General features: G+C 61.7%; 22 protein-coding genes. 4 read left to right on the forward strand and 18 right to left on the reverse strand.

Features of this window, described 5'->3' with window-relative positions:
- Window positions 1-11 precede the first annotated feature (11 nt).
- Window positions 12-1,493 (forward strand): M81 family metallopeptidase, encoded by a 1,482-nt coding sequence (locus tag ACTJKM_RS15925; protein WP_162764607.1) that lies wholly within the window; start codon window positions 12-14, stop codon window positions 1,491-1,493.
- A 109-nt stretch (window positions 1,494-1,602) separates the two neighbouring features.
- Here the strand turns inward: ACTJKM_RS15925 and ACTJKM_RS15930 are convergent, their stop codons facing one another.
- From ACTJKM_RS15930 to osmF, 10 genes are all read right to left on the reverse strand, one after another.
- Window positions 1,603-2,736, reverse strand: a complete 1,134-nt coding sequence (locus ACTJKM_RS15930; protein ID WP_058326351.1) for an ABC transporter ATP-binding protein — start codon at window positions 2,734-2,736, stop codon at window positions 1,603-1,605.
- Between the two features lie 95 nt (window positions 2,737-2,831).
- Window positions 2,832-4,061, reverse strand: coding sequence for an ABC transporter substrate-binding protein (locus ACTJKM_RS15935; protein WP_058324992.1), 1,230 nt, complete (start codon window positions 4,059-4,061; stop codon window positions 2,832-2,834).
- A 37-nt stretch (window positions 4,062-4,098) separates the two neighbouring features.
- On the reverse strand, window positions 4,099-4,956 hold the full coding sequence (locus tag ACTJKM_RS15940; protein WP_058324993.1) for a carbohydrate ABC transporter permease: 858 nt from the start codon (window positions 4,954-4,956) through the stop codon (window positions 4,099-4,101).
- Window positions 4,953-5,837 (reverse strand): carbohydrate ABC transporter permease, encoded by an 885-nt coding sequence (locus tag ACTJKM_RS15945; RefSeq protein ID WP_058324994.1) that lies wholly within the window; start codon window positions 5,835-5,837, stop codon window positions 4,953-4,955. The genes ACTJKM_RS15940 and ACTJKM_RS15945 overlap by 4 nt, the downstream gene beginning before the upstream one ends.
- Window positions 5,838-5,849: 12 nt before the next feature.
- Window positions 5,850-7,007: a Gfo/Idh/MocA family protein gene (locus tag ACTJKM_RS15950; RefSeq protein WP_058324995.1), complete on the reverse strand. Its 1,158-nt coding sequence runs from the start codon at window positions 7,005-7,007 to the stop codon at window positions 5,850-5,852.
- Between the two features lie 241 nt (window positions 7,008-7,248).
- The gene (locus ACTJKM_RS15955; protein WP_058326353.1) at window positions 7,249-8,061 is read right to left on the reverse strand and encodes a pirin family protein; all 813 of its coding nucleotides are present in this window, start codon (window positions 8,059-8,061) and stop codon (window positions 7,249-7,251) included.
- Between the two features lie 77 nt (window positions 8,062-8,138).
- Window positions 8,139-8,876, reverse strand: a complete 738-nt coding sequence (locus ACTJKM_RS15960) for an ABC transporter permease (protein ID WP_058324997.1) — start codon at window positions 8,874-8,876, stop codon at window positions 8,139-8,141.
- On the reverse strand, window positions 8,876-9,814 hold the full coding sequence (locus tag ACTJKM_RS15965) for an ABC transporter ATP-binding protein (RefSeq protein WP_058324998.1): 939 nt from the start codon (window positions 9,812-9,814) through the stop codon (window positions 8,876-8,878). Before ACTJKM_RS15965 ends, ACTJKM_RS15960 begins: the two co-directional genes overlap by 1 nt.
- Window positions 9,811-10,980 (reverse strand): ABC transporter permease, encoded by a 1,170-nt coding sequence (locus tag ACTJKM_RS15970; RefSeq protein ID WP_440660592.1) that lies wholly within the window; start codon window positions 10,978-10,980, stop codon window positions 9,811-9,813. The genes ACTJKM_RS15965 and ACTJKM_RS15970 overlap by 4 nt, the downstream gene beginning before the upstream one ends.
- A gap of 98 nt (window positions 10,981-11,078) precedes the next feature.
- Window positions 11,079-11,990, reverse strand: a complete 912-nt coding sequence (osmF, locus tag ACTJKM_RS15975) for a glycine betaine ABC transporter substrate-binding protein OsmF (RefSeq protein ID WP_058326355.1) — start codon at window positions 11,988-11,990, stop codon at window positions 11,079-11,081.
- A gap of 338 nt (window positions 11,991-12,328) precedes the next feature.
- Between osmF and ACTJKM_RS15980 the strand changes: the two genes are divergently transcribed.
- Both ACTJKM_RS15980 and ACTJKM_RS15985 read left to right on the forward strand, forming a co-directional pair.
- Window positions 12,329-12,796, forward strand: a complete 468-nt coding sequence (locus ACTJKM_RS15980; protein ID WP_058325001.1) for a hypothetical protein — start codon at window positions 12,329-12,331, stop codon at window positions 12,794-12,796.
- A complete protein-coding gene (locus ACTJKM_RS15985; RefSeq protein ID WP_440660593.1) occupies window positions 12,793-14,169 on the forward strand; it encodes an FAD-containing oxidoreductase in 1,377 nt (458 codons plus the stop codon). The genes ACTJKM_RS15980 and ACTJKM_RS15985 overlap by 4 nt, the downstream gene beginning before the upstream one ends.
- A gap of 26 nt (window positions 14,170-14,195) precedes the next feature.
- Here ACTJKM_RS15985 and ACTJKM_RS15990 read toward each other — a convergent pair whose 3' ends face one another.
- From ACTJKM_RS15990 to ACTJKM_RS16025, 8 genes are all read right to left on the reverse strand, one after another.
- Window positions 14,196-15,347, reverse strand: a complete 1,152-nt coding sequence (locus ACTJKM_RS15990; protein WP_058326358.1) for a M20 aminoacylase family protein — start codon at window positions 15,345-15,347, stop codon at window positions 14,196-14,198.
- A 10-nt stretch (window positions 15,348-15,357) separates the two neighbouring features.
- A complete protein-coding gene (locus ACTJKM_RS15995) occupies window positions 15,358-16,122 on the reverse strand; it encodes an ABC transporter ATP-binding protein (protein WP_058326359.1) in 765 nt (254 codons plus the stop codon).
- Between the two features lie 15 nt (window positions 16,123-16,137).
- The gene (locus tag ACTJKM_RS16000; protein WP_057249177.1) at window positions 16,138-16,839 is read right to left on the reverse strand and encodes an ABC transporter permease; all 702 of its coding nucleotides are present in this window, start codon (window positions 16,837-16,839) and stop codon (window positions 16,138-16,140) included.
- On the reverse strand, window positions 16,839-17,552 hold the full coding sequence (locus ACTJKM_RS16005) for an ABC transporter permease (protein WP_058326361.1): 714 nt from the start codon (window positions 17,550-17,552) through the stop codon (window positions 16,839-16,841). Before ACTJKM_RS16005 ends, ACTJKM_RS16000 begins: the two co-directional genes overlap by 1 nt.
- A gap of 160 nt (window positions 17,553-17,712) precedes the next feature.
- Window positions 17,713-18,513: a transporter substrate-binding domain-containing protein gene (locus ACTJKM_RS16010; RefSeq protein ID WP_058325005.1), complete on the reverse strand. Its 801-nt coding sequence runs from the start codon at window positions 18,511-18,513 to the stop codon at window positions 17,713-17,715.
- A gap of 29 nt (window positions 18,514-18,542) precedes the next feature.
- Window positions 18,543-19,346: a dimethylarginine dimethylaminohydrolase family protein gene (locus ACTJKM_RS16015; protein ID WP_058325006.1), complete on the reverse strand. Its 804-nt coding sequence runs from the start codon at window positions 19,344-19,346 to the stop codon at window positions 18,543-18,545.
- 31 nt (window positions 19,347-19,377) lie between these two features.
- A complete protein-coding gene (gene ctlX / locus ACTJKM_RS16020) occupies window positions 19,378-20,349 on the reverse strand; it encodes a citrulline utilization hydrolase CtlX (protein ID WP_058326362.1) in 972 nt (323 codons plus the stop codon).
- Window position 20,350: 1 nt separating this feature from the next.
- Window positions 20,351-21,433 carry an ornithine cyclodeaminase gene (locus ACTJKM_RS16025; RefSeq protein ID WP_058326363.1) on the reverse strand — a complete coding sequence of 361 codons (1,083 nt, stop codon included), beginning with the start codon at window positions 21,431-21,433 and terminating at the stop codon, window positions 20,351-20,353.
- Between the two features lie 92 nt (window positions 21,434-21,525).
- On the opposite strand from ACTJKM_RS16025, the gene ACTJKM_RS16030 reads away from it, so the two are divergent.
- Complete coding sequence (locus tag ACTJKM_RS16030) at window positions 21,526-21,951, forward strand: Lrp/AsnC family transcriptional regulator (RefSeq protein WP_057249183.1); 426 nt, start codon at window positions 21,526-21,528, stop codon at window positions 21,949-21,951.
- The last annotated feature ends 11 nt before the right edge of the window (window positions 21,952-21,962 follow it).

Raw genomic sequence — 21,962 nt, forward strand, 5'->3', positions numbered from 1 at the left:
AGGCAATGGCATTGCGGATCTTCACAGCGGCGCTTGCGACCGAAACCAACACCTTCTCCCCGATCTGCATCGACCGCCGGGCCTTTGAAGCCTCGCTCTACGCGCCGCCGGGAGAACACCCGGAAACACCGACGCTCTGCACCGCGCCGATCACGGTCGGCCGCCGCGTCGCCGCGGAGAAGGGCTGGCAACTGATCGAGGGCACCGCGACCTGGGCGGACCCGGCTGGCCTCGTCAACCGGGAGACATACGAAGGCCTGCGTGACGAAATTCTCGACCAGCTACGCGCTGCCATGCCCATCGACGCCGTAGTGCTCGGCCTGCATGGCGCCATGGTCGCGGACGGCTACGAAGATCCCGAGGGTGACCTGCTAACGCGCGTCCGGGAGATCGTTGGCCCCGACATCCTCGTCTGCGCCGAACTCGACCCCCATAGCCACCTGACGGCCAAGCGCGCAGCCGCCTCGAACTTCTTCGTCTACTTCAAGGAGTTTCCGCACACCGACTTCGTCGACCGTGCCGAAGATCTCTGGCGCATCGTCGTCGACACACTCGAAGGGCGTGTCACGCCCCTCATGTCGATCTTCGACTGCCGGATGATCGACGTATACCCGACCTCACGCGATCCGATGCGCTCCTTCGTCGACAAGCTGATGCGGATTGAAAGAGAAGACGCGGATGTTCTTTCGCTCTCCGTGATCCACGGCTTCATGGCGGGCGACGTTCCGGAAATGGGCACCAAGTTGCTTGCCGTCACCAACGGCAAAAGGGAGAAGGGCGCAAACCTCGCGCGGGAACTGGGTCTCGAACTCTTTTCCCACCGCGGAACCTTCATCATGCCGCAGATCGACGAGAAGCAGGCCGTTTCTGAGGCACTCGCTGCATCGAAGGGGCCTGTCGTGATTGCCGATGTCTGGGACAATCCAGGCGGCGGCACCGCCGGCGACGCAACGGTGCTTCTCGAAGAGCTTCTGGCGCGCGACGCAACCGACGTTGCGGTCGGGACGATCTGGGATCCGATGGCAGTGCAGATCTGCATGGCCGCCGGCGAAGGCGCCGAGATCCCGCTGCGCTTCGGCGCCAAGTCGGCTCCCGGAACCGGTCATCCGATCGATGGCACGGTCAAGGTGGTCAAGCTGGTGCGCGACGCCGAGATGCGCTTCGGTGAGAGTTTTGCCCCGTTCGGCGATGCCGCCCATATCGTCTTCAACGGCATCGACATCATCCTCAATTCGACGCGCGCGCAGAGCTTCGATCCAAGCCTCTTCTCGGTGATGGGCATCGACCCGAAGGCCAAGAAAATCCTGGTCATCAAGTCGACCAATCACTTCTACGCCTCGTTCTCGAAGATCGCGTCTGAGATCCTCTATTGCTCGGCCGGCACGCCCTATCCGAACAACCCTGCGAAGACCGAGTACAAGCGGGCACCGACGAACATCTGGCCGAAGGTCGCCGATCCGCACGCAGAAGGGAACGGCCTGAACCGCGCCTAGAGTGCGGCCATCGCGTCTCGCCGACACCGGTACGACGGGCTTAGTGCGAAGACAAAAAAGACCGCTGTCTTTCGCAAGACAGCGGTCTTTCTTCCTTGGTCCTGAATGATCAGGCAGCTGCCGGATCGAGCACGCCCAAGTCGATGTCGGTCAGTTCGACGCGACGTTCGAGCGCAAGGCCCGCCTCGTCGAACAGGTGGCAATCCGCAACCTTGATACCGGTCTGGATCGTCTCCTCCGGCCGGATCGCGGCCGTTCCCGGCAACATGGCGCAGAAGTTTTCGCCCTCGCCGCCGATCGCCGCATAGGCGACCGTATGGGCGCCGAGGCGTTCGATGACCGTTGGCGTGACCTTGAGGGTCAGGTCTCCGGTTCCCAGCGTGATATGCTCCGGCCGAACACCAAGCGTCAGTGTCCGCCCGGCAAGGCCGCTCTGCGGGTTGACGGGAATGACCACCGTCTGCCCCTTGTAGTCGACCTCGACGCCGGCGTCGCTGACACCTTTGCAGGTGACCGGCAGGAAGTTCATCTTCGGATTGCCGATGAAGCCGGCAACGAAGGTATTGGCTGGCTTATGATAGAGCTCGAGCGGGGCGCCCGTCTGGGCGATCTGCCCGGCATTGAGGACGACGATCCGGTCCGCCATCGTCATCGCCTCGACCTGGTCGTGCGTGACGTAGATCATCGTTGCCTGCAATTGCCGGTGCAGTTTCGCCAGTTCGATGCGCATGTCCGCCCGAAGCGCCGCGTCGAGGTTCGAAAGCGGCTCGTCGAAGAGGAAGATCTTCGGCTCGCGCACGATCGCCCGCCCGATCGCGACACGCTGACGCTGGCCTCCGGAAAGCATCCCGGGCTTCTGCTGCAGGCGCTGATCAAGGTGCAGGATGCGTGCTGCATGCTCCACCTTCGCCTTCAACTTCTCCTCGGCCATTTTTTCCACGCGAAGCGGAAAGGCGATGTTCTCGAAGACGGTCATGTGCGGATAGAGCGCGTAGGACTGGAAGACCATGGCGATACCACGCTTGACCGGCGGCAGGTCGTTGACGCGTTTGCCCTCGATCAGGATGTCCCCCGAGCTGGCCTCATCGAGACCGGCTATCATCCTGAGCAAGGTCGACTTGCCGCAACCGGAGGGTCCGACGAAAACGACGAACTCACCGTTCCTGACTTCGAGATCGATGCCTTTCAGCACCTCGAAAGTCCCGTAGAATTTCTGAATCCGATTGAGATTGAGCTGTCCCAAGAAACTGTCTCCGGCCACCGGCGAGAAGCGGCTCATTTATAGCAGAGTTAGGTGGGGCCGCGAACCGATCCCATCGGCGCGCGACCCCGGTGGCCTTACTTGTATTCTTCGAGGTCCGCGGCCGCCTTCTTCAAGGCGTCGGCCGGCTCGGCCTTGCCGGTCACGACCGACTGGACCATCTCGATGATGACGTTCTGGAAGCCCTTGTAGTCGGTAAAGAGCGGTTCCGGACCACCATAGGTGATGCCGTCGATGAACGGCTTCCAGTAGGGATCCTTCTTGACGAACTCGTCGACCATCGGCGACGGACGCAGCGGCGTCAGGCCGGCGCCACCCTGAAGCTCATATTCCCCTTGCGGACCGGGCGAGGTGATGAACTTGGCGAATTCGATCGCCTTCTCCTCGACGCCCGAGCCCTTGAAGATCGCCAGGCTGTCGGTGATGAGCAGCGTGCCCTCGCCCTTGGCCTCAGGACCGAGCGGCAGCGGCGCGACGCCCCAGTTGACCTTGGTTTCCTTCAGGCGCGTTGCAGCACCTGAGCCCGCCTGGATCATGCCGACCTTGCCATCGAGGAAGATGGCGCGGACCTCGTTCTGCTCGTAGGCGGTAGCGCCTTCAACGGAATAGGGCGTGATGTCCTTGTAAGCCTGAAGTGCTGCCAGCACCTGCGGGCTATCGATGACGACCTTGTCGCCGTCGATCACCTTGCCGTTGTTGGTGTACACCCAGTGCATGAACTGGTGCATCGTGTTGTCGAAGGTCTTGGCCGGAAGGCCGTAGCCAGCGATGCCGGTCTTCTCCTTGATCGCCTTGGCAAACTCGATTTCTTCAGCCCAAGTCTTCGGCGGCTTCTCCGGATCGAGACCGGCCTGCTTGAACAGGTCCTTGTTCCAGTAAAGCGCCTTGGTCGAGAATGCGATCGGAACGCCCCACTGGTTGTCGTCGAAGGTCACGGTGTCGACGATGTTGGGGTAGTAGGTCTTCTTCTCGTCTTCCGTCATCGGCACGGGAACGATGAGCTCGTTCTGCGCGAATTCCTTCAGCGTGCGCGAGCCGACATAGGCCATGGCAACGGGCGTGCCGGCGGCGGCGAGCGTCGTGGCTTTGTCCTGGCATTGGGCCCAGCCGACGACCTCAGGCGTGACTTTCCAGCCCGGATTCTTTTCTTCCCACTGCTTGATGTATTTCGCGTGTACCGCGTCCATGGTGTCGCCGCAGTAGATCCAGCTGATCTCCTGGTCGGCCGCCTTCGCGGTGACAGCGCCGAGCGCGGTCGACCCGAGCAGCGCCAGGGCAAGTACCCCTGTCTTGAAATGAATAGACACGTTTTATGCTCCCGTTCTCTGGTGGTTGACTTAAGTCTTATTGTTTCACCGCGCCCGCGGTCAGGCCGCTGACGAGATACCGTTGTAGGAGGAAGATCACGACGACAGCCGGCGCGATGCCGACGAAGCTCGCGGCCATGAGCTCGTTCCAGACCACCTCCTGGCGACCGAAATAGGCGAAGAGGCCGACCGGCAGCGGCATGTACTCGCTCTTGGAGTTGAAGGTCAGGGCATAGATGAACTGTTGGGCATAGGCGCCGATGAAGGTCGTGATCGCCACTACGGTGATACCCGGCATGGCGATCGGCAGGATCACCCGGCGCAGCGTATAGAAGTGGCTGGCGCCGTCGACGAAAGCGGCCTCGTCCAGTTCACGCGGGATGCGCGTCATGTAGGTGCGCAAGAGCCAGATCGCCGAGGGGATCAGGAAGGCAACGCCCGGCACGATCATCGCGAGATAGGTGTTGAGCACGCCCAAGGTGCGCATCAGACGGAACAGCGGGATGAGCAGCACTGCGCCCGAAAACATGTTGACAGCGAGGAAGGCACCGAGCAGCAGCCCGGCGCCGCGAAAATTGAAGCGGGCAAAGGCATAGGCCGCGGGGATCACCAGTATCAGCACGATGGCGGTCACGATGGTGGAGATGAAGAAGGAGTTGAAGATGTAGCGGGCAAAACCGGGCACGCTGACCCACATGGTCGAGTAGGCGGCAAACGAGCCGTTTTGCGGCCAGAAGCGATAGGGCGAGGAGAACAGCAGCCCGAGCGGCTTCAACGACACCAGGAACCCTTCGACGAAGGGCGCCAGAATGAAGCACAGGAAGACGAAGATACCGGCATAGATGCCAAGGAGCTCGTACCAGCGATAACGGTTGATCATGGCAGGCTGGCTCATTTCTGCTCCCCCGCGGCAAGACGGCTGGTGACCCGGAAATAGGCGAAGCAGAAGATCGACAGGAAGATGCAGATCAGCACGGCGCGCGCGGCGCCTTCACCGTATTTCTTCGACCCGATGGCGGTACGGTAGGTATCGATGATCATCGTGGTGGTCTCACCGTTGGGACCACCCTGGGTGAGGATCCAGATGATGTCGAAGGAATTGAAGGTCGCGATCAGCGACAGCATCGACATCGTGATCAGCGACGGAACCAAAAGCGGCAGCGTGATGCGGCGGAAGCGATAGAGGCGCCCTGCTCCGTCCGTCCAGGCGGCTTCATAGAGATCCTGCGGGATCGCCTGCATCGCCGCCAGCATATAGAGCGTCACCAGCGGCACGCCGATCCATACGTCGGTGATGATCGTCGCCCAGAAGGCGGTGGAACCGTGGGCAAGGAAGGCGATGGGCCCGTTGGACAGCCCCAGGTTCTGCAGCACGCCCGAGATCATGCCGAACTGCCCATTGTACATCCAGCCCCACATGAAAATGCCGATCGCCATCGGCACGATCCATGGCGGCATGGTGAGCAGGCGGAAGAGCGCACGGCCGGGCACGGCGGCGTTCAGCATCGTCGCGCCGAAGACGCCGATGATCATCTTGATCGAGACCGAGAAGAAGGTCCAGATGAAGGTCCGGAAGATGACTTCGGCGAAAGTCTCGTTGAAGATCTTATCGTAGTTGGCCCAGCCGACCCAGTTGGTCGTCTTCTTCAGCGACGCGTCCGTGAACGACAGGATGAAGGTGTCGACCAGTGGATAGGCGACGATCACCGTGACGTAGAGGACAGCCGGAAGAAGCAGGATCCAGGCGAAGATGACCGTGCTGCGTTGAACACTCATCCCCACCTCCCCTTACGCAGCGCGCGAATGCAGTGCTTCGTCGAAACGGTCCCAGATGGGCCGGAGATCTATGACGCTCTTCCTGCGTCGCGCCTCGTCCATCGAAAGCGCCAGGATACCCGCTTCAAGCGCATCGAGGGTCGAGACCGGCAGCGGCCGGCCGTCACGAACGTGGCCGATGATATCGGTCGCCATCTGCTCGTCGGCACCGTAGTGCTGCGACAGTTCCGTGGCGGCGTATTTGTTTTCGATGACCTTCTTACCGGTCAGCATCTCGTGAACGTCGAAATAGCCACGGATGAAATCGCCCTCGGCCATGCCACGCGAGCCCATGATGCAGAAGCGGCGGAATTGGTCCGGCACGTTGAGATTGGTGTGGAAGTTCATGCCGACGCCGTTAGCGTATTCGACGATCGCCACCTGGTAGTCGATGATGTCGCCGTCGCTGTCGAAGACCTTGTCGGAGCCCATCCAGCCGCTCGGTTTGCGATGGAAGAGTTCCAGGTCGTTGATACCTTCGCGTGCGGGATCGTTGGCGGGAATGAAGCTCTTGCGGCCGCCGAAGCTCGCGACCCGTTCCGGCCGCGCGCCGACGACACCATTGTAAAGATCAAGGTCATGGCAGCATTTTTCCAGCATGAAACTGCCGGAATAGCGCTCGTAGCGGCGCCAGTCGCGCATGAAGAAGGCGCCGTGATAGGGTTCGATATGCTCGGACGCCTCAATCGAGACGACCTGGCCGAGCGTGCCTTCGGCAAGCGCTGCGCGCAGGTCGCGATACATGGGCGCGTAACGCAACACCAGACCGACCATCAGGCGCTCATGGCCGAACTTCGCCATCAGCCCCGCGAGTTCGAGGCTCTCCTGGACCGTCGTGACGATCGGCTTCTCGCTGAACACCTTGAGACCGGCCTCGAGACCAATCCGGATATGATCGAGGTGCATGTGGTTCGGCGAGCCGATCATCAAGAGATCGAGCTTCTCGTTGGCGATCAGCTCTTCGGGGGTCGCGTAAGCCTTGCCGGCCGAGATGCCTTTTTCGGTGAGCGTGGACAGACCAGCCGGGTTCGGATCGACGTAGCCGGCGATCTCGAAGTTCTCGTCCATGGCTTTGAAGACATAGCCCAGATAACCCAAACGGAATCCGAGTCCGATGATGCCGACTTTCATGCTCGTCCTGTTCCCCTGCCTTTTGGCGTAATTTATTTTCGCAGACTGGGACAGTTTTTTCAGGCAGTCAACTCAAATCCGCATATTTTGTAAAATTGTGAAATTCATTTTCATACGACAGGCAAATGCCGAGAAAGCAGGCAATTCATGGACAACTAAAAAGGGTGCGTATCCCGCAACTCTACGGCAGGAAGAAAGCGGTCCAGACCACTGCACGTTGCGTGGTTGACTTCTGATCAGTTCAGCCCTTTCCGACCAGCCGGTTTCGCCAGTGCAGCAGCCGCAGTAAAGGTCGAGCCAGATAAGGTCGCGGTATCTTGGGATGGTCGCCAACCGTCCCCTGCCGTGCGGCGCGCGCGCTCGGCTCGATCAGGAACGCAACGATCAGCGAGCTGCGAGTGGCGTATAGCTCCAGGGCGTCGTCCGACAGGAATATCCCCTGATCCCCCTCACCGAAGGCGATATCTCCTACCTTTATCGAGCCCGAAAAGAGATAAAAGTAAAGGTGTCGCCCCTTCGCCCGCGGAAACGCAGTCTTTGTCTCAGCCTCGAGCCGGAGATCGAAAAAGTCGACTTTGTTGCGCACGAAAAACGGTGCTGTGCCACCTTCCGGCCCGACAAGATGCCTCCATTGATTGACAGGTGCCACTGCAATGGGGCCGTGCTGGATGGCCGGTGGGAGATCTAAACCGTGAGGGCGCACAAGGATCTGGAGCATCCGCAACGGTGGATCGCTCGGCAGGGTCTCCTCCGAATGCCAGAAGCTCTTTCCCGCGTTCATCACCATAAGGTGCCCGCTGTCCGTGACCAGTCTCCCGGTAGCGCGGTCATCGTGGCGCATGACACCCTCCGGCACCCATGAAAGGATTTCATCGTTCTGGTGCTCGTGCATGGCGATCAGCCTGCCCGGCTCCAGGATCGACTCAACAACCATTGCCAGAGGGCCGTAGCCGTGATCACGCGGCCGTGGCAGCAGCCAACCGGGCATGTTGAGCCTGGCCTTGAACCCGCCCATATCCCTGACAAGAGGACTTTTGGCGCCGCGGTAGAGCATGGGTCACTCTATCACCCGCCATCGGCATTTGGCACGGCCGTGAACACTTTCCGGGCTTCCCGCATTCCGACGGCACCTCACCGTCCCATTCGGGTAGCGAGTTTCCTTTCGGCCGCCTGCAATCCGTCGTGCAGCAGCACCGCAAGCGTCGCGACGATCAGGCCACCCTGAACGACGAAAGCCAGGTTGTTCGATTGCAGACCGGCAATGATCACTTCGCCGAGGGTTTTCGCCGCGACCGTTGATCCGATCGTGGCCGTTGCCAGGCTGACGACCACCGAAAGTCGGATGCCTGCAAGGATAACCGGCATCGCCAGCGGCAACTCCACCTTCAGGAGCCGCTGACCGCCTGTCATGCCGGCACCGCGCGCCGCCTCCATGACAGATGGAGGCAATGTCGTCAGCCCCGTCAGCGCGTTCTCGAAGATCGGCAGCAGGCCATAGAGAAAAAGCGCGATCAATGTCGGCTTCTCACCGAAACCGAAGATGGGAACGGCGAGCGCCAGAACGGCCACCGGCGGAAAGGTTTGGCCGATGTTGACCAGGCTGCGCGACAGCGGCAGGAATTCGGCCCCGGATTCGCGCGTCACCAATATTGCCAAAGCAAGCGCAACCAATGCCGCAGCAGACACTGCGATGGCGACGGTGCGCAGGTGCAATAGAGTAAGCTGCAACAGGCTGCCCTGATTGTAGATCACCGGCGCATTCGCTTGAACCAGGGGCCGCAGCAACGGTTCGAACCATTGCGGCTGCAGCAGGAAGGCGAGCAAAACCAGGAACACTCCCAAGCGAAAAAGCGTCGATAGTTTCGGCATCAGACTGGCCCGGCTGCCCGTTTCGCCAGCCCTTCGAGACTGACCTTGCCGATGATAGCCCCCGCGGCATCAGCCACCGGCAGCGCGCTCCGCCCGGACCAAAGCAGTTCGGCAAGCGCCTCCCTTTGGCTGAGCGTGCTCGATATGGCTGTGCCGTCTGCTGACCCTGGTTCGACGGCGCTCAAGACCGGCTCGATCGCGAGCAACCGATAAGGCCGTTCGCTGACCCCGATCAGGCTCTCGACGAACGGGGTCGCGGGCTTGATCAGCATTTCGGCGGGCGTCGCATATTGCACCACCTTGCCTTTGTCCATGACGGCAATGCGGTCCGCGAGCTGGAAGGCCTCCTCCATGTCATGGGTGACGAGAATGACCGTCGTCTCGAAGTGCTTCTGAATGGCGAGCAGATCATCCTGAGCCTTGGCGCGAATGATCGGGTCGAGTGCGCCGAAGGGCTCGTCCATCAGCAGGACTTTCGGTTCGGCAGCCAACGCCCGGGCGACGCCGACACGCTGTTGCTGACCGCCGGAAAGCTCATGCGGAAAGCGTGGACCGAAGGCGGCCGGATCGAGCTGGAACAGTTGGAGAAGTTCGTCCACCTTGGCGTCGATACGCGCGCGCTCCCAACCGAGCAGCGTCGGTACCGTGGCGATGTTCTGCGCGACGGTACGGTGCGGAAACAGGCCGTGGCCCTGGATCGCATATCCGATGCGGCGGCGCAGTTCATAGCCTGGCAGCGCACGGTTGTCCTCACCGTCGAGGCGGATCGTCCCCGAAGTCGGCTCCACCAGCCGATTGACCATCCGCAATAGCGTCGTCTTGCCAGAGCCGGAGGTACCGACGATGACGGTGACGGTACGCGGTGCGATCGTCAGGCTGACGTCGTCGACGACCGCCGTCTCGCCATAGCGCTTGGTGATGTTTTCGATTTCGATCATGCGGCCTCTGCCTGCCTGGTGTTGGGTGTGGCCATTTCGATCATCGCGTCGAGCACGATCGCCGCCGCAAAGGCGAGCACCACGGTCGGGACGGCGCCGAGCAGCACGAGATCCATCGCGGTCTGGCCAACGCCCTGAAAGACGAAGACGCCGAAGCCGCCGCCGCCGATGAGGGCAGCGATGGTCGCCAGGCCGATGTTCTGCACGAGCACGATGCGGATGCCGGTGAGGATCACCGGAAAGGCCAGTGGAAATTCGATGCCGACCAGCCGTTGCCAATCGGTCATGCCGATGCCGCGGGCTGCGTCATTCGCATCCCTCGGAACGCCGGCCAGACCGACGACGGTATTGGCAACCACCGGCAGCAGCGAATAGAGGAACAGCGCGACAAAGGCGGGTGCGACACCGATGCCACGGATGCCGATCGTGGCAGCGCCCGGAACGTTCGCGGCGATCCAGCCAAGCGGTGCAATGAGAATGCCGAACAGCGCGATCGACGGTATCGTCTGGATCGCGTTCAGAACGCCCAGCAAACCATCGCGCAATCGGGCGACGCGGTGACACAGTATACCGAGCGGAATGCCGACGATGGTCGCGGTCACAAGCGAGCCGAGCGCCAAGGTCACATGCTTGCGGGCTTCCGCCCAGAAGGTGTCCACCCGGCTCGCATATTCCCTAAGGATCGAGAGACCATCCCAGGTACCGGAAAGCAAAAGCATCCCGACAAAGGCGAGCACGGCGACGAGCACCACGATGCGCACGATGGGGGCCGGGCGCAATCGCGTCAGTGCATCGGCTGCCAGCAGCCCGAAAGCAAAGAGCATGACCCAGAAACCGGAAGCAGGCGACACGCGAGCATAGGTGTTGCCCTCAGGCGTCAGGTGGCCGGCCGCGACGCCGATGCCGAGCGCCAGCCCGGCCAGCGCTGCGAAAGCTGCGACAAGGCGCAGAGTGGCCGTCGAGCGCATGGCCGCCACGAGCACGCCGGCAAAGATCACCAGCAGCACTGCCGCGCTCCAGGGCTGCGGCAAGGCCTCGACGATCGTCTTTGCCTCGCCGGCGACGATGCGATTGGCACGAAACGTTGCAAAAGGCGCGATGAAGGCGCCGCCAAGCGCCAAGGCCGCGATGATCGCTCCGAGCTTGTCAAAGCGGAGTTGTCTCAAACCACATTCCCTCCCCGCCTGTGCCGGCGCGACTTCGGCACCTGCAGGCACACCCCGGAACGCCAGCCATCGGACCAGCGTTCCGGTTATCCGTCAACCTACTTCAGGAAGCCGTTCTTCTTCAGAAAATCCTCGGCAACCGCCTTGGCCGGTTCGCCGCCGACCTGCACGCGGCCGTTCAGGTCCTGAAGCGTTACGAGATCGAGCTTCTCGAACACCGGCTTCAACAGTTCCTCGATTTGCGGGTTTTCCTTGAGCACAGCCTCGCGAATAATCGGGGTCGGCTGGTAGACTGGCTGGACCGCCTTGTCATCTTCGAGCACGACGAGGCCAGAAGGTGCGATGCCGCCATCGGTGCCATAAACCATCGCCGCATTGGCGCCGTTCGTCTGGTTGGCAGCAGCCGCAATGGTCGCCGCGGTGTCACCGCCGGAAAGCGTGATCAGCTGATCCTGCTTCAAGGTGAAACCATAGGTCGTCTGGAAGGCCGGGAGAGCGGCGGCCGAATTCACGAACTCAGACGAAGCGGCCAGCACGACCTTGCCGCCACCGGCGACATATTTGCCGAAGTCGCTGAGCGTCTTCAGCTTGTTCTCATCCGCAACTTCCTTGCGAAGACCGATCGCCCAGGTGTTGTTGGCCGGCGACGGCGTCAGCCAGACGATCTTGTTGGCGTCGTAGTCGAGCTTCTTGGCGGTCTCGTAACCCTTGCCTGCGTCCTTCCAGACCGGATCGTCAGCCTTTTCGAAGAAGAAGGCGGCGTTACCGGTATACTCCGGGTAGATGTCGATCTCGCCGGCGGTAATCGCCTTGCGCACGACCGGCGTCGCGCCGAGCTGGACGCGATCGACGGTCTTGATGTTGTTGGCATTGAGCACGGCAAGGATGATGTTGCCGAGAACACCGCCTTCGGTGTCGATCTTCGAGGAGACGACGACATCGGCGCTGGCCGTGGCAGCAGTCAAAGTGAAGGCAAAGGCAGTTCCGATAAGCAATCTAGTCAGGCGCATGAGTTTGTTTCTCCCTCGAAATTCGCTCCGCAAGTTTGATCACGGAAAGTTCGCCGCGTCGGGGCAAGGCATTCCATATATGTCAGTCCCCGGCAAAAAATAGGGTTGCACGCAGAGACTGTGGCGGACGAAAAATTCCGACATCGATAAACACTATCGAAAGCGTAGATTTCTACGTCCGACCGCGTGCGATTGGCCGTTGCAATCAGGGGCGATGTCGGCCACTCTGACAGAGGCCCGCCAGAAACACCGCTTTCACTCTTGGTTGCGATGCCGCTCGACCCGAACCGCTTGGGGGCTGGTGGATTGGGTTCGCCCGGCGAACGTTCGGGGAATTCATGTCGATCTATCTCTTCACGCTGCTTATCGGCGTGGTTGCCGGTCTGCGCACCATGACCGCACCTGCCGCCGTCAGCATCGGCGCCGCTGCGGGCTGGTTGCCGCTCGGCGGTACATGGGCAGCCTTTATGGGTTTTCGCTTCACGCCCTATATCTTTGGCCTGCTGGCGCTGGTGGAATTCGTCACCGATCAGTTGCCGAGCACGCCGAGCCGCAAGGTTCCGCAGCAGTTCGGCGCACGCATCGTCTCGGGCGGCTTCTGCGGCGCCGTGCTCGGAACGGCCGCAGGTGCTATGCTGGCCGGGCTGGTCGCCGGCGTGATCGGTGCCGTCATCGGTACGCTCGGCGGCTACGAAGCCCGCAAGCGCCTCGTTGCGGCCATCGGCGGCAAGGATCTGCCGATCGCGCTTCTTGAGGATGTCGTTGCCGTTCTCCTCGCACTCTGGGTGGTGTCCTCGGTGTCATGACGAAACATTTCGACGCAATCATCATCGGCGCCGGCCAGGCCGGCCCTTCGCTGGCCAGCCGGCTGACATCAGCGGGAAAGACCGTCGCCTTCGTCGAGCGCAAGCACTTCGGCGGCACCTGCGTCAACACCGGCTGCATGCCGACCAAGGCGATGGTTGCGAGCGCCTATGCGGCGCACCTGGCGCGCCGGGGCGCCGACTATGGCGTCACGACCGGACCGATCACCATCGACTTCGCCCGCGTCATGGCGCGCAAGGACACGGTGCGGTTCAATTCGCGCAAGGGGGTCGAAGGCTGGCTGAAGGGCATGCCGAACATCACCGTCATCGAAGGCCATGCGCGCTTCGAAGGCCCGCACGAGGTGCGCGTCGGCGGTGAGTTGCTGTCGGCCGACCAGATCTTCCTGAACGTTGGCGGACGTGCGGCGACGCCGGACTTCCCTGGCGTCGAGGACGTGCCCTATCTGACCAACGTCTCGATCATGGATCTCGACACCCTGCCCCGCCACCTGATCGTCATCGGCGGCAGCTATATCGGGCTTGAGTTCGCACAGATGTTCCGCCGCTTCGGCTCCGAGGTCACGGTGATCGAGAAGGGCCCACGCCTGATCGGTCGCGAGGATGCGGACGTTTCCGTCGCCATTCTCGCGATTCTGGAGAAAGAGGGCATAAACTTCCGCTTGAACGCCGAATGCATCCGCTTCGCCAAGCGCGGCGACGAAGTCATCGCCGGCGTCGACTGCACCGCCGGCGCACCTGAGATCGTCGGCTCCCACCTGTTGCTTGCCACCGGGCGACGGCCGAATACGGATGATCTCGACCTCGATCGAGCCGGCGTGAAGACCGACGCGCGCGGCTATGTCGAAGTCGACGAAACGCTCAGGACCAATGTCCCGCACATTTTCGCCATGGGCGACTGCAACGGCCGCGGCGCCTTCACCCACACTGCCTATAACGACTTCGAGATCATCGCCGCGAATCTCATCGATGGCGAGGCACGAAAGGTCAGCGACCGGATTGCGACTTACGGCCTCTTCATCGATCCGCCGCTTGGCCGCGCCGGCATGACGGAAACCGAAGCGCGCAAATCAGGACGCAAGCTGCTCATCGGCACGCGACCGATGACCCGCGTCGGCCGCGCCGTCGAGAAGGGCGAGACCGAGGGCTTCATGAAAGTGATCGTGGACGCCGACAGCAAGGAAATCCTCGGCGCCTCGATCCTCGGCACGGGCGGCGACGAAGCGGTGCAGAGCATCCTCGACGTCATGTATGCCGGCAAACCCTACACGACGATCACCCACGCGGTGCACATTCACCCGACGGTGTCGGAGCTTATCCCGACGGTGTTTGGTGACCTGCACCCGGCCACCTGAGCGACCGGACGTTAGCGACCGCCCGGTTAGACGAGCGCTGCCCGCGCGAGATGGTAAAAATACGTAGCACCGCGTTCGAGGATGTCGTCGTTGAAATCGTAGCGGGTGGTGTGCAGCCCGCTGCTGTCGCCGTTGCCGATCAGCACATAGGCGCCCGGCACCTTCTCCAGCAGGAAGGAGAAGTCTTCACTGCCCATCAGCGGCTCGGGCAATTCGACATAGGCGTCGGTGCCAAAAGTCTCCGCGATCACCGCACGCGCATCTTCGACGGCATCGGCATCGTTGATCGTCGCGGGATAACCGACCTGCCAGTCGAAAGTCGCCTCAGCGTTGTAGCTTTCCGCCTGCAAGCGGGCAATCTGCTCGACACGTTCCTGGAGTTGCTTGCGCACGGCCGGATCCATCGCACGCATGCTGATTTCCAGCACTGCTTTATCCGGGATGATGTTGGAGGCGGAGCCGGACCGGAACGAACCGACCGTCAGCACCGACGGCTGGTGCGGCGATACATTGCGCGAGACCAGCGTCTGCAGCGCCATCACCACGCTGGAACCGACGACGACCGGGTCAACCGTCAGTTCCGGCTGGGCGCCGTGACCGCCCTTGCCCCTGATCGTTAGCGTCAGTACGTCGATCGATGCAGCCATCGCGCCGGCGCGGCTGGAGAACTGGCCGACCGGCAGGCCCGGCCAGTTGTGGAGCGCATAGACCCGCTCACAGGGGAAGCGTTCGAACAGGCCGTCCTCGATCATCAGCTTGCCGCCGCCGAAATTTTCTTCGGCCGGCTGGAAGATCAGGTGCACGGTGCCGTTGAAGCTCTCGTCCTTCGACAGAGCCCAGGCAGCGCCGAGCAGCATGCTGGTGTGACCGTCGTGGCCGCAGGCATGCATCGCGCCCGGATGTTTGCTCTGATAGGCAAGACCGGTTTCCTCCTGCATCGGCAGCGCGTCCATATCGGCACGAAAGCCGACGGCGCGGTTGCTGTTGCCGCGCTTCAGCGTCGCAACGATGCCTGTCGTCGCCAGACCGCGCGTCACTTCGAAGCCCCAGGATTGCAGCAATCCGGCGACGAATTCGGAGGTCTTCACCTCGGATAGGCCGATCTCGGGCATCTCGTGCAGCTTGTGACGGATCTCGACGAGTTCGGGCAGGAACTCAGAAAAATTGGCGTCGCGCATTGGGGCCTCCTCAAGCCATCTGCAAGAACTGGCGCAGCCGCGCCGATTGCGGGTCGCGCATCACCTGCGACGGCGCGCCGCGTTCTTCCACCAGTCCCTTGTGCAGGAAGATCACCTCACTGGAGATATCACGGGCGAGTGACATTTCGTGCGTGACCATGACCATGGTGCGCCCTTCTTCGGCGAGTTTCTTGATGACGAGCAGGACTTCGTTGACGAGTTCCGGGTCGAGCGCCGACGTAGGCTCGTCGAAGAGCATGACTTCCGGCTTCATCGCGAGAGCGCGCGCGATCGCCGCCCGCTGCTGCTGGCCGCCCGAAAGCTGGTTGGGATAGTGGTCGCGCTTCGGGGTGATGCCGACCTTTTCCATCAGCAATTCGGCCTCGCCGATCGCATCCTTGCGCGTCATGCCGAGCACATGGATCGGGCCCTCGATGATGTTTTCGAGGATGGTCTTGTGGGACCACAGATTGAAGCTCTGGAACACCATGCCAAGGCGCGTACGGATATGTTCGAGCTGCCGCTTGTCGGTGGCATGGAACTTGCCGTCCTTGCCCTTGACGGTGCGGATCACCTCGCCCGAGACCGCGATCTCGCCCTCATCGGGCGTCTCCAGATAGTTGATGCAGCGCAGCAAAGTGCTCTTGCCCGAACCACTGCTGCCGATCAGCGAGATGACGTCGCCGGACTTCGCCTCGAAGGAGACGCCTTTCAGCACCTCGACGGACCCGAAGCTCTTGTGAATGTTCTTCACGGAAAGCGCTGTTGCAGCCATGTCCGTTCCTCCTCGTTAGGCCTTCGCCGTGCGGTAGCGGGTGAGCCGCTTCTCGACCACGCCCATGACGCGCGTCAGGATGAAGACGACGGTGAAATAGATGATGCCGGCGGCGATCAGGGGTTCGAAGATCAACAGCGACTGGCGCTGCAGCATGCGGGCGGTGCCCATGACTTCGAGAATCGTGATCGTCGAGGCGAGCGACGTCGTCTTCAACAGGATGATCAGGTCACCCGTCAGCACCGGCAGGCAGGATCGGAACGCCTGCGGCAGGGTGATGCGGCGAAGGATCATCGAGGAGCGCATGCCGATCGATTTGGCCGCCTCGATCTGGCCGCGCGGGATCGCCTTGATCGCGCCGCGGATAACCTCGGCATTGTAGGAGGCCTGATTGAGGCTGAGCGCAAAGATCGCGTACCACAGGCCATCACGCAGATAAGGCCAGAGGAAGCTGTGGCGCACCCAGGTTCCGGGCAGGATTTGGCCGAGGCCGTAGTAGATCAGGTAGATCTGTACCAGGAGCGGCGTGCCGCGGAACGCAAAGGTAAAGACATAGGCCGGAACCGAGAGCACGCGACGGCCGGAAAGCCGGGCAAGCGCCACGAGGGTGCCGATGACCAGACCGAAGACGCCCGCCACCGCCGTCAAAAGCAGCGTCAGCGGGGTTGCTTTGATGAGCGCCGGCAGGAAGCCGATAACGTTGGAGATCGTTTCCATCAGTGGTGCCCCCGGTTGAGGCGGCGTTCGATTTGGGCGATCACCAGCACGGATACGAGCGTGATCGCCAGGAACAGGATGGCCGTCAGCCCGTAGAAGAAGATGTACTGCTTGGTACCGGCAGCAGCCCGGTAACCGGTGTAGAGCAATTCGCTGAAGGAGCCGAGCACGCTGATGATGGCGCTTTCCTTGGTGATCGACAGCCAGAGATTGCCCATGCCTGGAACCGCGTGGCGCATCATCTGCGGGAAGATAATGCGGGTGAAGACCTTGCGTCTCGGCATGCCGATCGAAACCGCCGCCTCGATCTGGCCGGGGGGCACGGAAAGGAAGGCCGAGCGCAGCACTTCAGTCATGAAGGCGCCGGAGACGAAAGCGAGTGCGATGATTGCTGCCCAGAACGAGCTGAACTGGAAGGTCTCGGCCACCAGACCGAAGTGCTTCAAGAGCCGCTCGGCACCGCTCGCGACGGAGAAATAGAGGAGCAGGATGACCAGCAGTTCGGGAAGCGAGCGAACGACCGTCGTGTAGATCTCGGCAAGGAAGCGCGGGACGCGGTGCTTCGACAGTTTGCCGGCCGCCCCGAGGAAGCCGAAGAGAACCGCAACCGCATAGGCGACCACGGACACCTGCAAGGTCATCACCAGGCCCCAGGCGAAATCGTCGCCCCAGCCCTCGCCGCCCCAGGCAAGCAATTGCCAGTAATAGTCCATCCGTCGTTACCTGTTCCTGATTGTCTCGTCAGCCCTCACGCCGCCCTCTGTCGGGCTGGATCGCTGTAGCGGTCGCTGCGAAGATGCCCCGGCGCTGCGGCCGGTTTGGCGATCGAGGGCGGCGCGAAACATAGGCTACACGCCGCCCTTGAAGAGCGATTTACTTCTTGCCGAAGATCCACTTGTCGACGAGCTTCTGGGTCGTGCCGTCCTTTTCCAGGGCAGCAAGGCCGGCATTGACCTTTTCGAGCGTCGCCGCATCGCCCTTGCGCACGGCATAGGCGACACCTTCACCGAGAACGACATTCTTCGGCACTTCGACCTTGACCTCGTAGTCGGCGCCCTCGGGCGACTTCAGGAAGGTCTGGATGTAGAGGTCGGGGATCAGCACGTAGTCGACGCGGCCGGCAATGAGGTCAGCGACCGAGTTGTCTGCGGTGTCGTAGCTCTTGGCTTCGGCACCCGTCAGATACTTGGCAACATAGGCCGACTGGACGCTGGAGGTCTGCACACCGATGATCTTGCCCTCGACGCTTGCCGGATCGATGATCTTGCCGGAACCATCCGCGGCGTCGGTCGTCTTGATCTCGCTCGTGTCAGCTTTGGCGCCGACGAAGGAGGTGCCTTCGGTGTAATAGGGCGTCGAGAAATCAACGACCTGGCGACGCTCATCCGTGATCGAGAAGGCGCCGATGATGAAATCGACCTTGTTTTCCTTCATCGACGGGATCAGTCCGTCCCAGGCCATCTGGTTGATGTCGCACTTCACGGCCATCTTTTCGCAGAGTGCGCGGGAGAGGTCGGCCTCGAGGCCCTCCCATTCGCCGCCGGCGTTCACCTGGGTGAAGGGCATGTAGGGCTCCGGCGTCATGCCGAGCCGCAGCGTGTCCTCGGCCAATGCGCTGCCAACAGCCATGGAAAGGGCGATCCCTGCGAACAGGGCGGTCTTCAACGTCTTCATTTTGTTTCCTCCTCGGGGATTGCGACGGATCAGAGCGTGTTGCTGAACCAGCGCAGCGACATGCAGGACAGGCCCGCGTCGATCTTGCCGATCTCCGTCGTCTTCATGGGCACGACCTTGTAGCCGAGCTTGTCGAGCATCTCGATCGTGCGCGGGAAGTCGGAGCCAACCATGACGACGTCATTGACGCGTAACGCATTGGCTGCCGGCTCTTCACCTTCGGGAATGATCACCTGCTTGAAACGCTCGAAGGCGCCGGATTCGGCAAGACGCGCCGTTGAAAGCACGGTCTCGTCGTCGAGCAGCGAGCAATCGGTCTTGAAGTGCAAAACACCTTCCGGGGTCGCGACGATCTCGCTTTTGCGGCCGAGCTTGGCAAGGCAGGCCTGCAGCGCTTCGGCGCCGACCTTGTTGGTGCGGGCCGAAAGGCCGATCATCACGCTTTCGCGCGTCGTCAGCACGTCACCGCCATCGGCAAAGCCGTTGCCGGGCAGGTCGAGAACGGTTTCGAACATGGCGCGCAGCGTCGGCTCGATCTCCGGCGTTTCCTTGACGCGGGTCTCGGCGCCCGGGCGCAGGAGGATCGCGCCTTCGGTGAAGACCAGCGCCGGATCCTCGACGAAGATCGAATCCGGGAAGGCTTCGAGCGCCGGCAGTACCGTCACCTTCACGCCTGCGTCCTTCATCGCCGCGATATAGGCGTCGTGCTCGGCCTTCACACCTTCGAAGGTGGGGTTGCCGCGATCGTCGGCGCGCAGACCGTTGACGACCGACTTCGAGGGCGTGCGAACGATGATGTTGTTGAACTGGTAGACGGGGCGTGACTGCGACATTTGTGGGACCTTTGGCTTGGATGAGGTGCTTCTATCGATCGGACGTGGCGGCGTAAAGCTTTTGCGTACCGGCCGGTTCTCTTCGTGACAAATGAACGCCGGCGAGCATGCAGCGCACGGAACCGCCGGCAAGCTCGATCGTCGGCACGTCGAAGGCAAGCACACGGGCGGAGATTTCGAGCGCCTTGATCTGATCGGGGCGGAGCGAAGCGAGCGCCCGCGCCGACATGACCACGACGCGGCCATCTGCGCCGTCGAGCTCGATCGCGTTGCCGGCGAAGTTTTCGATCTGGTCAAGCGTCAGGTCGATGACCTGGCGGCCGGTTTCCTCGAGCCGCGCGCAGATTTCCTGGCGGCGGGCGACATCCGGGATCATGCTCGCGCCGATCAGCGCAAACTCCGTGCCGATGCACATCAGAACGTTGGTGTGATAGATCGAGTTGCCCTGGCGATCGACGGCACCGAAGATCATCGGCTCGAAGTTGAAGTGGGTGCAGAAACGTTCGAGCGCCACTTCGTTGGTGCGGTTGGAACGCGCGGCATAGGCGACGCGGCCGATGTGGTCGAGCACCATGGCGCCGGTGCCCTCAAGATAGACCCCGTCCTTTTCGAGACCGGAATAGTCGATCACGTCTTGGACGCGGTATTCGTTCTTCAGCATCTCGATGATATCGACGCGGCGTTCGCTCTGGCGGCTTTCCGAATACATCGGATAGATCGCCACATGGCCGCCGGAATGGGTGGAGAACCAGTTGTTCGGAAAGACGGAGTCGGGGCGCGTCGTCGTTTCGTCTTCGAAGAGATGAACCGCGACACCGGCGTCGGTGAGGCCATCAGCCATACGGCTGACTTCGTCATAAGCGGCCTTGGAGATCGCCGTCGGCTGGCGTGCCGCGTCGGTCGCCTGGAAGGCGTTGTCCTCAGCGGTCATCGGGTTCGGGCCGAAATGGTGCGGACGGATCATCACGACGCCCTTCGGCGCCTGCACGGACAGTCTCTTCATGTTATGCAACGCTCCGCTCGGCAAAGGCCGCCGGCTGCTGCCGGAACAGGCCGTAGAGATCGCGCGGGTGGTCCGGCTGCGTCGTCAGGTCGAGTTCGGTGTAGAACGCCGTGCCCTGGATCTTGTCGCGCAGGAAGCGCAGTGCCGAGAAGTCCTCGGTGGCGAAACCGACGGAATCGAAGATGGTGATCTGCGCGTTGCTGCGGCGGCCTTCGGCCTCGCCGGCGATGACCTGCCAGAGTTCGGTGACCGGGAAATCCGGCGCCATCTGCTGGATTTCGCCTTCGATGCGGGTCTGCTCCGGATATTCGACGAAGACGTCGGCGCGGCGCAGGATGTCGCCCTGCAGTTCCGTCTTGCCGGGGCAGTCGCCGCCGACCGCATTGATATGCACGCCGGCGCCGACCATGTTGTCGGAGAGGATCGTGGCGTTGCGCTTGTCGGCCGTAACCGTCGTAATAATGTCGGCACCAGCAACGGCCTCTTCCGCCGTCGCAGCAACGACGATGTCGAAATCCATGTCCGAGAGGTTGTTGCAGAACTTCTCGGCCGCTTCGGGATCGATGTCGAAGACCTGCAGCCGCTTGACGCCGAGCAGGGCACGGAAGGCAAGCGCCTGGAATTCAGACTGCGCGCCGAGGCCGATGATTGCCATCGAACGGGCGTCAGTGCGAGCGAGGTACTTTGCGGCAAGCGCCGAAGTGGCCGCCGTGCGCAGACCGGTCATGATCGTCATTTCGGAGACGAGGCAGGGATAGCCGGTGCTGACATCGGAGAGAACACCGAAGGCTGTCACCGTCTGCAGGCCGACATTGGGGTTCTTCGGGTGGCCGTTGACATATTTGAAGCCGTAATGCTCACCATCAGAGGTCGGCATCAGCTCGATGACGCCGGTCTTCGAGTGGCTCGCGAGCCGCGGCGTTTTCTCGAATGCGTTCCACCGGCGGAAATCATCCTCGATGTATTCCGCAAGACCCACAAGGAACGTCTCAATACCGATCGATTTGACCAGCTCAATTACGTTGCCGACACCGACATACTGAACCACGTTTAAAACTCCATCGGAGAAATTCGATGAAGTCAGCCTAGGCTTGCAAGAAGTGAGTTGAAATTTTAAACCTGCCTAATATGCAAAACCTTATTGAGCATTTTGCGCAGTCGGATTATACAATTTTCATGCATATCTTCGACGACCTCGATCACCAGCTCATCTCGCTATTGCGAGAAGACGGCCGCGCGCCCTACTCAAAGATAGCCACCGTGCTCGGCATTTCCCGGGCCACGGTTCAAACGCGCATCGACCGGCTGCTCGAAAGCGGTGCCGTGCTCGGCTTCACGCTGCGCGTGCGGCAGGATTACGATGATCGCGCCATCCGTGCGATCATGATGATCGAGGTCAGCGGCCGCAACACCACCAAGGTCATCAAATATCTGCGCGGCCTGCCCGAGCTTTATGCGCTGCATACGACCAACGGCGGCTGGGATCTGGTCGCAGAAATTCGCGCCAACAGCCTCAGCGATTTCGACCGCATCCTGCGCGAAGTACGCGACGTCGATGGCGTATCGAACAGCGAAACAAGCATTCTGCTCAGCACCGTCTGATCCCCCACCAT

The sequence above is a fragment of the Ensifer sp. 22460 genome (assembly GCF_052044935.1).
Lineage (GTDB): Bacteria > Pseudomonadota > Alphaproteobacteria > Rhizobiales > Rhizobiaceae > Ensifer.

Bases quoted from the DNA above. Each gene is read 5' to 3' on its own strand.
- ACTJKM_RS15940 (WP_058324993.1), bottom strand. From the start codon at position 4,956: ATGAGCCAGCCTGCCATGATCAACCGTTATCGCTGGTACGAGCTCCTT.
- ACTJKM_RS15990 (WP_058326358.1), bottom strand. From the start codon at position 15,347: ATGCGCGACGCCAATTTTTCTGAGTTCCTGCCCGAACTCGTCGAGATC.
- osmF (WP_058326355.1), bottom strand. From the start codon at position 11,990: ATGCGCCTGACTAGATTGCTTATCGGAACTGCCTTTGCCTTCACTTTG.
- ctlX (WP_058326362.1), bottom strand. From the start codon at position 20,349: ATGAAGAGACTGTCCGTGCAGGCGCCGAAGGGCGTCGTGATGATCCGT.
- ACTJKM_RS15955 (WP_058326353.1), bottom strand. From the start codon at position 8,061: ATGCTCTACCGCGGCGCCAAAAGTCCTCTTGTCAGGGATATGGGCGGG.
- ACTJKM_RS15950 (WP_058324995.1), bottom strand. From the start codon at position 7,007: ATGAAAGTCGGCATCATCGGACTCGGATTCCGTTTGGGTTATCTGGGC.
- ACTJKM_RS15980 (WP_058325001.1), top strand. From the start codon at position 12,329: ATGTCGATCTATCTCTTCACGCTGCTTATCGGCGTGGTTGCCGGTCTG.
- ACTJKM_RS16030 (WP_057249183.1), top strand. From the start codon at position 21,526: ATGCATATCTTCGACGACCTCGATCACCAGCTCATCTCGCTATTGCGA.
- ACTJKM_RS15945 (WP_058324994.1), bottom strand. From the start codon at position 5,837: ATGAGTGTTCAACGCAGCACGGTCATCTTCGCCTGGATCCTGCTTCTT.
- ACTJKM_RS15965 (WP_058324998.1), bottom strand. From the start codon at position 9,814: ATGATCGAAATCGAAAACATCACCAAGCGCTATGGCGAGACGGCGGTC.
- ACTJKM_RS16005 (WP_058326361.1), bottom strand. From the start codon at position 17,552: ATGGACTATTACTGGCAATTGCTTGCCTGGGGCGGCGAGGGCTGGGGC.
- ACTJKM_RS16000 (WP_057249177.1), bottom strand. From the start codon at position 16,839: ATGGAAACGATCTCCAACGTTATCGGCTTCCTGCCGGCGCTCATCAAA.
- ACTJKM_RS16010 (WP_058325005.1), bottom strand. From the start codon at position 18,513: ATGAAGACGTTGAAGACCGCCCTGTTCGCAGGGATCGCCCTTTCCATG.
- ACTJKM_RS15995 (WP_058326359.1), bottom strand. From the start codon at position 16,122: ATGGCTGCAACAGCGCTTTCCGTGAAGAACATTCACAAGAGCTTCGGG.
- ACTJKM_RS15960 (WP_058324997.1), bottom strand. From the start codon at position 8,876: ATGCCGAAACTATCGACGCTTTTTCGCTTGGGAGTGTTCCTGGTTTTG.
- ACTJKM_RS15985 (WP_440660593.1), top strand. From the start codon at position 12,793: ATGACGAAACATTTCGACGCAATCATCATCGGCGCCGGCCAGGCCGGC.
- ACTJKM_RS16015 (WP_058325006.1), bottom strand. From the start codon at position 19,346: ATGTCGCAGTCACGCCCCGTCTACCAGTTCAACAACATCATCGTTCGC.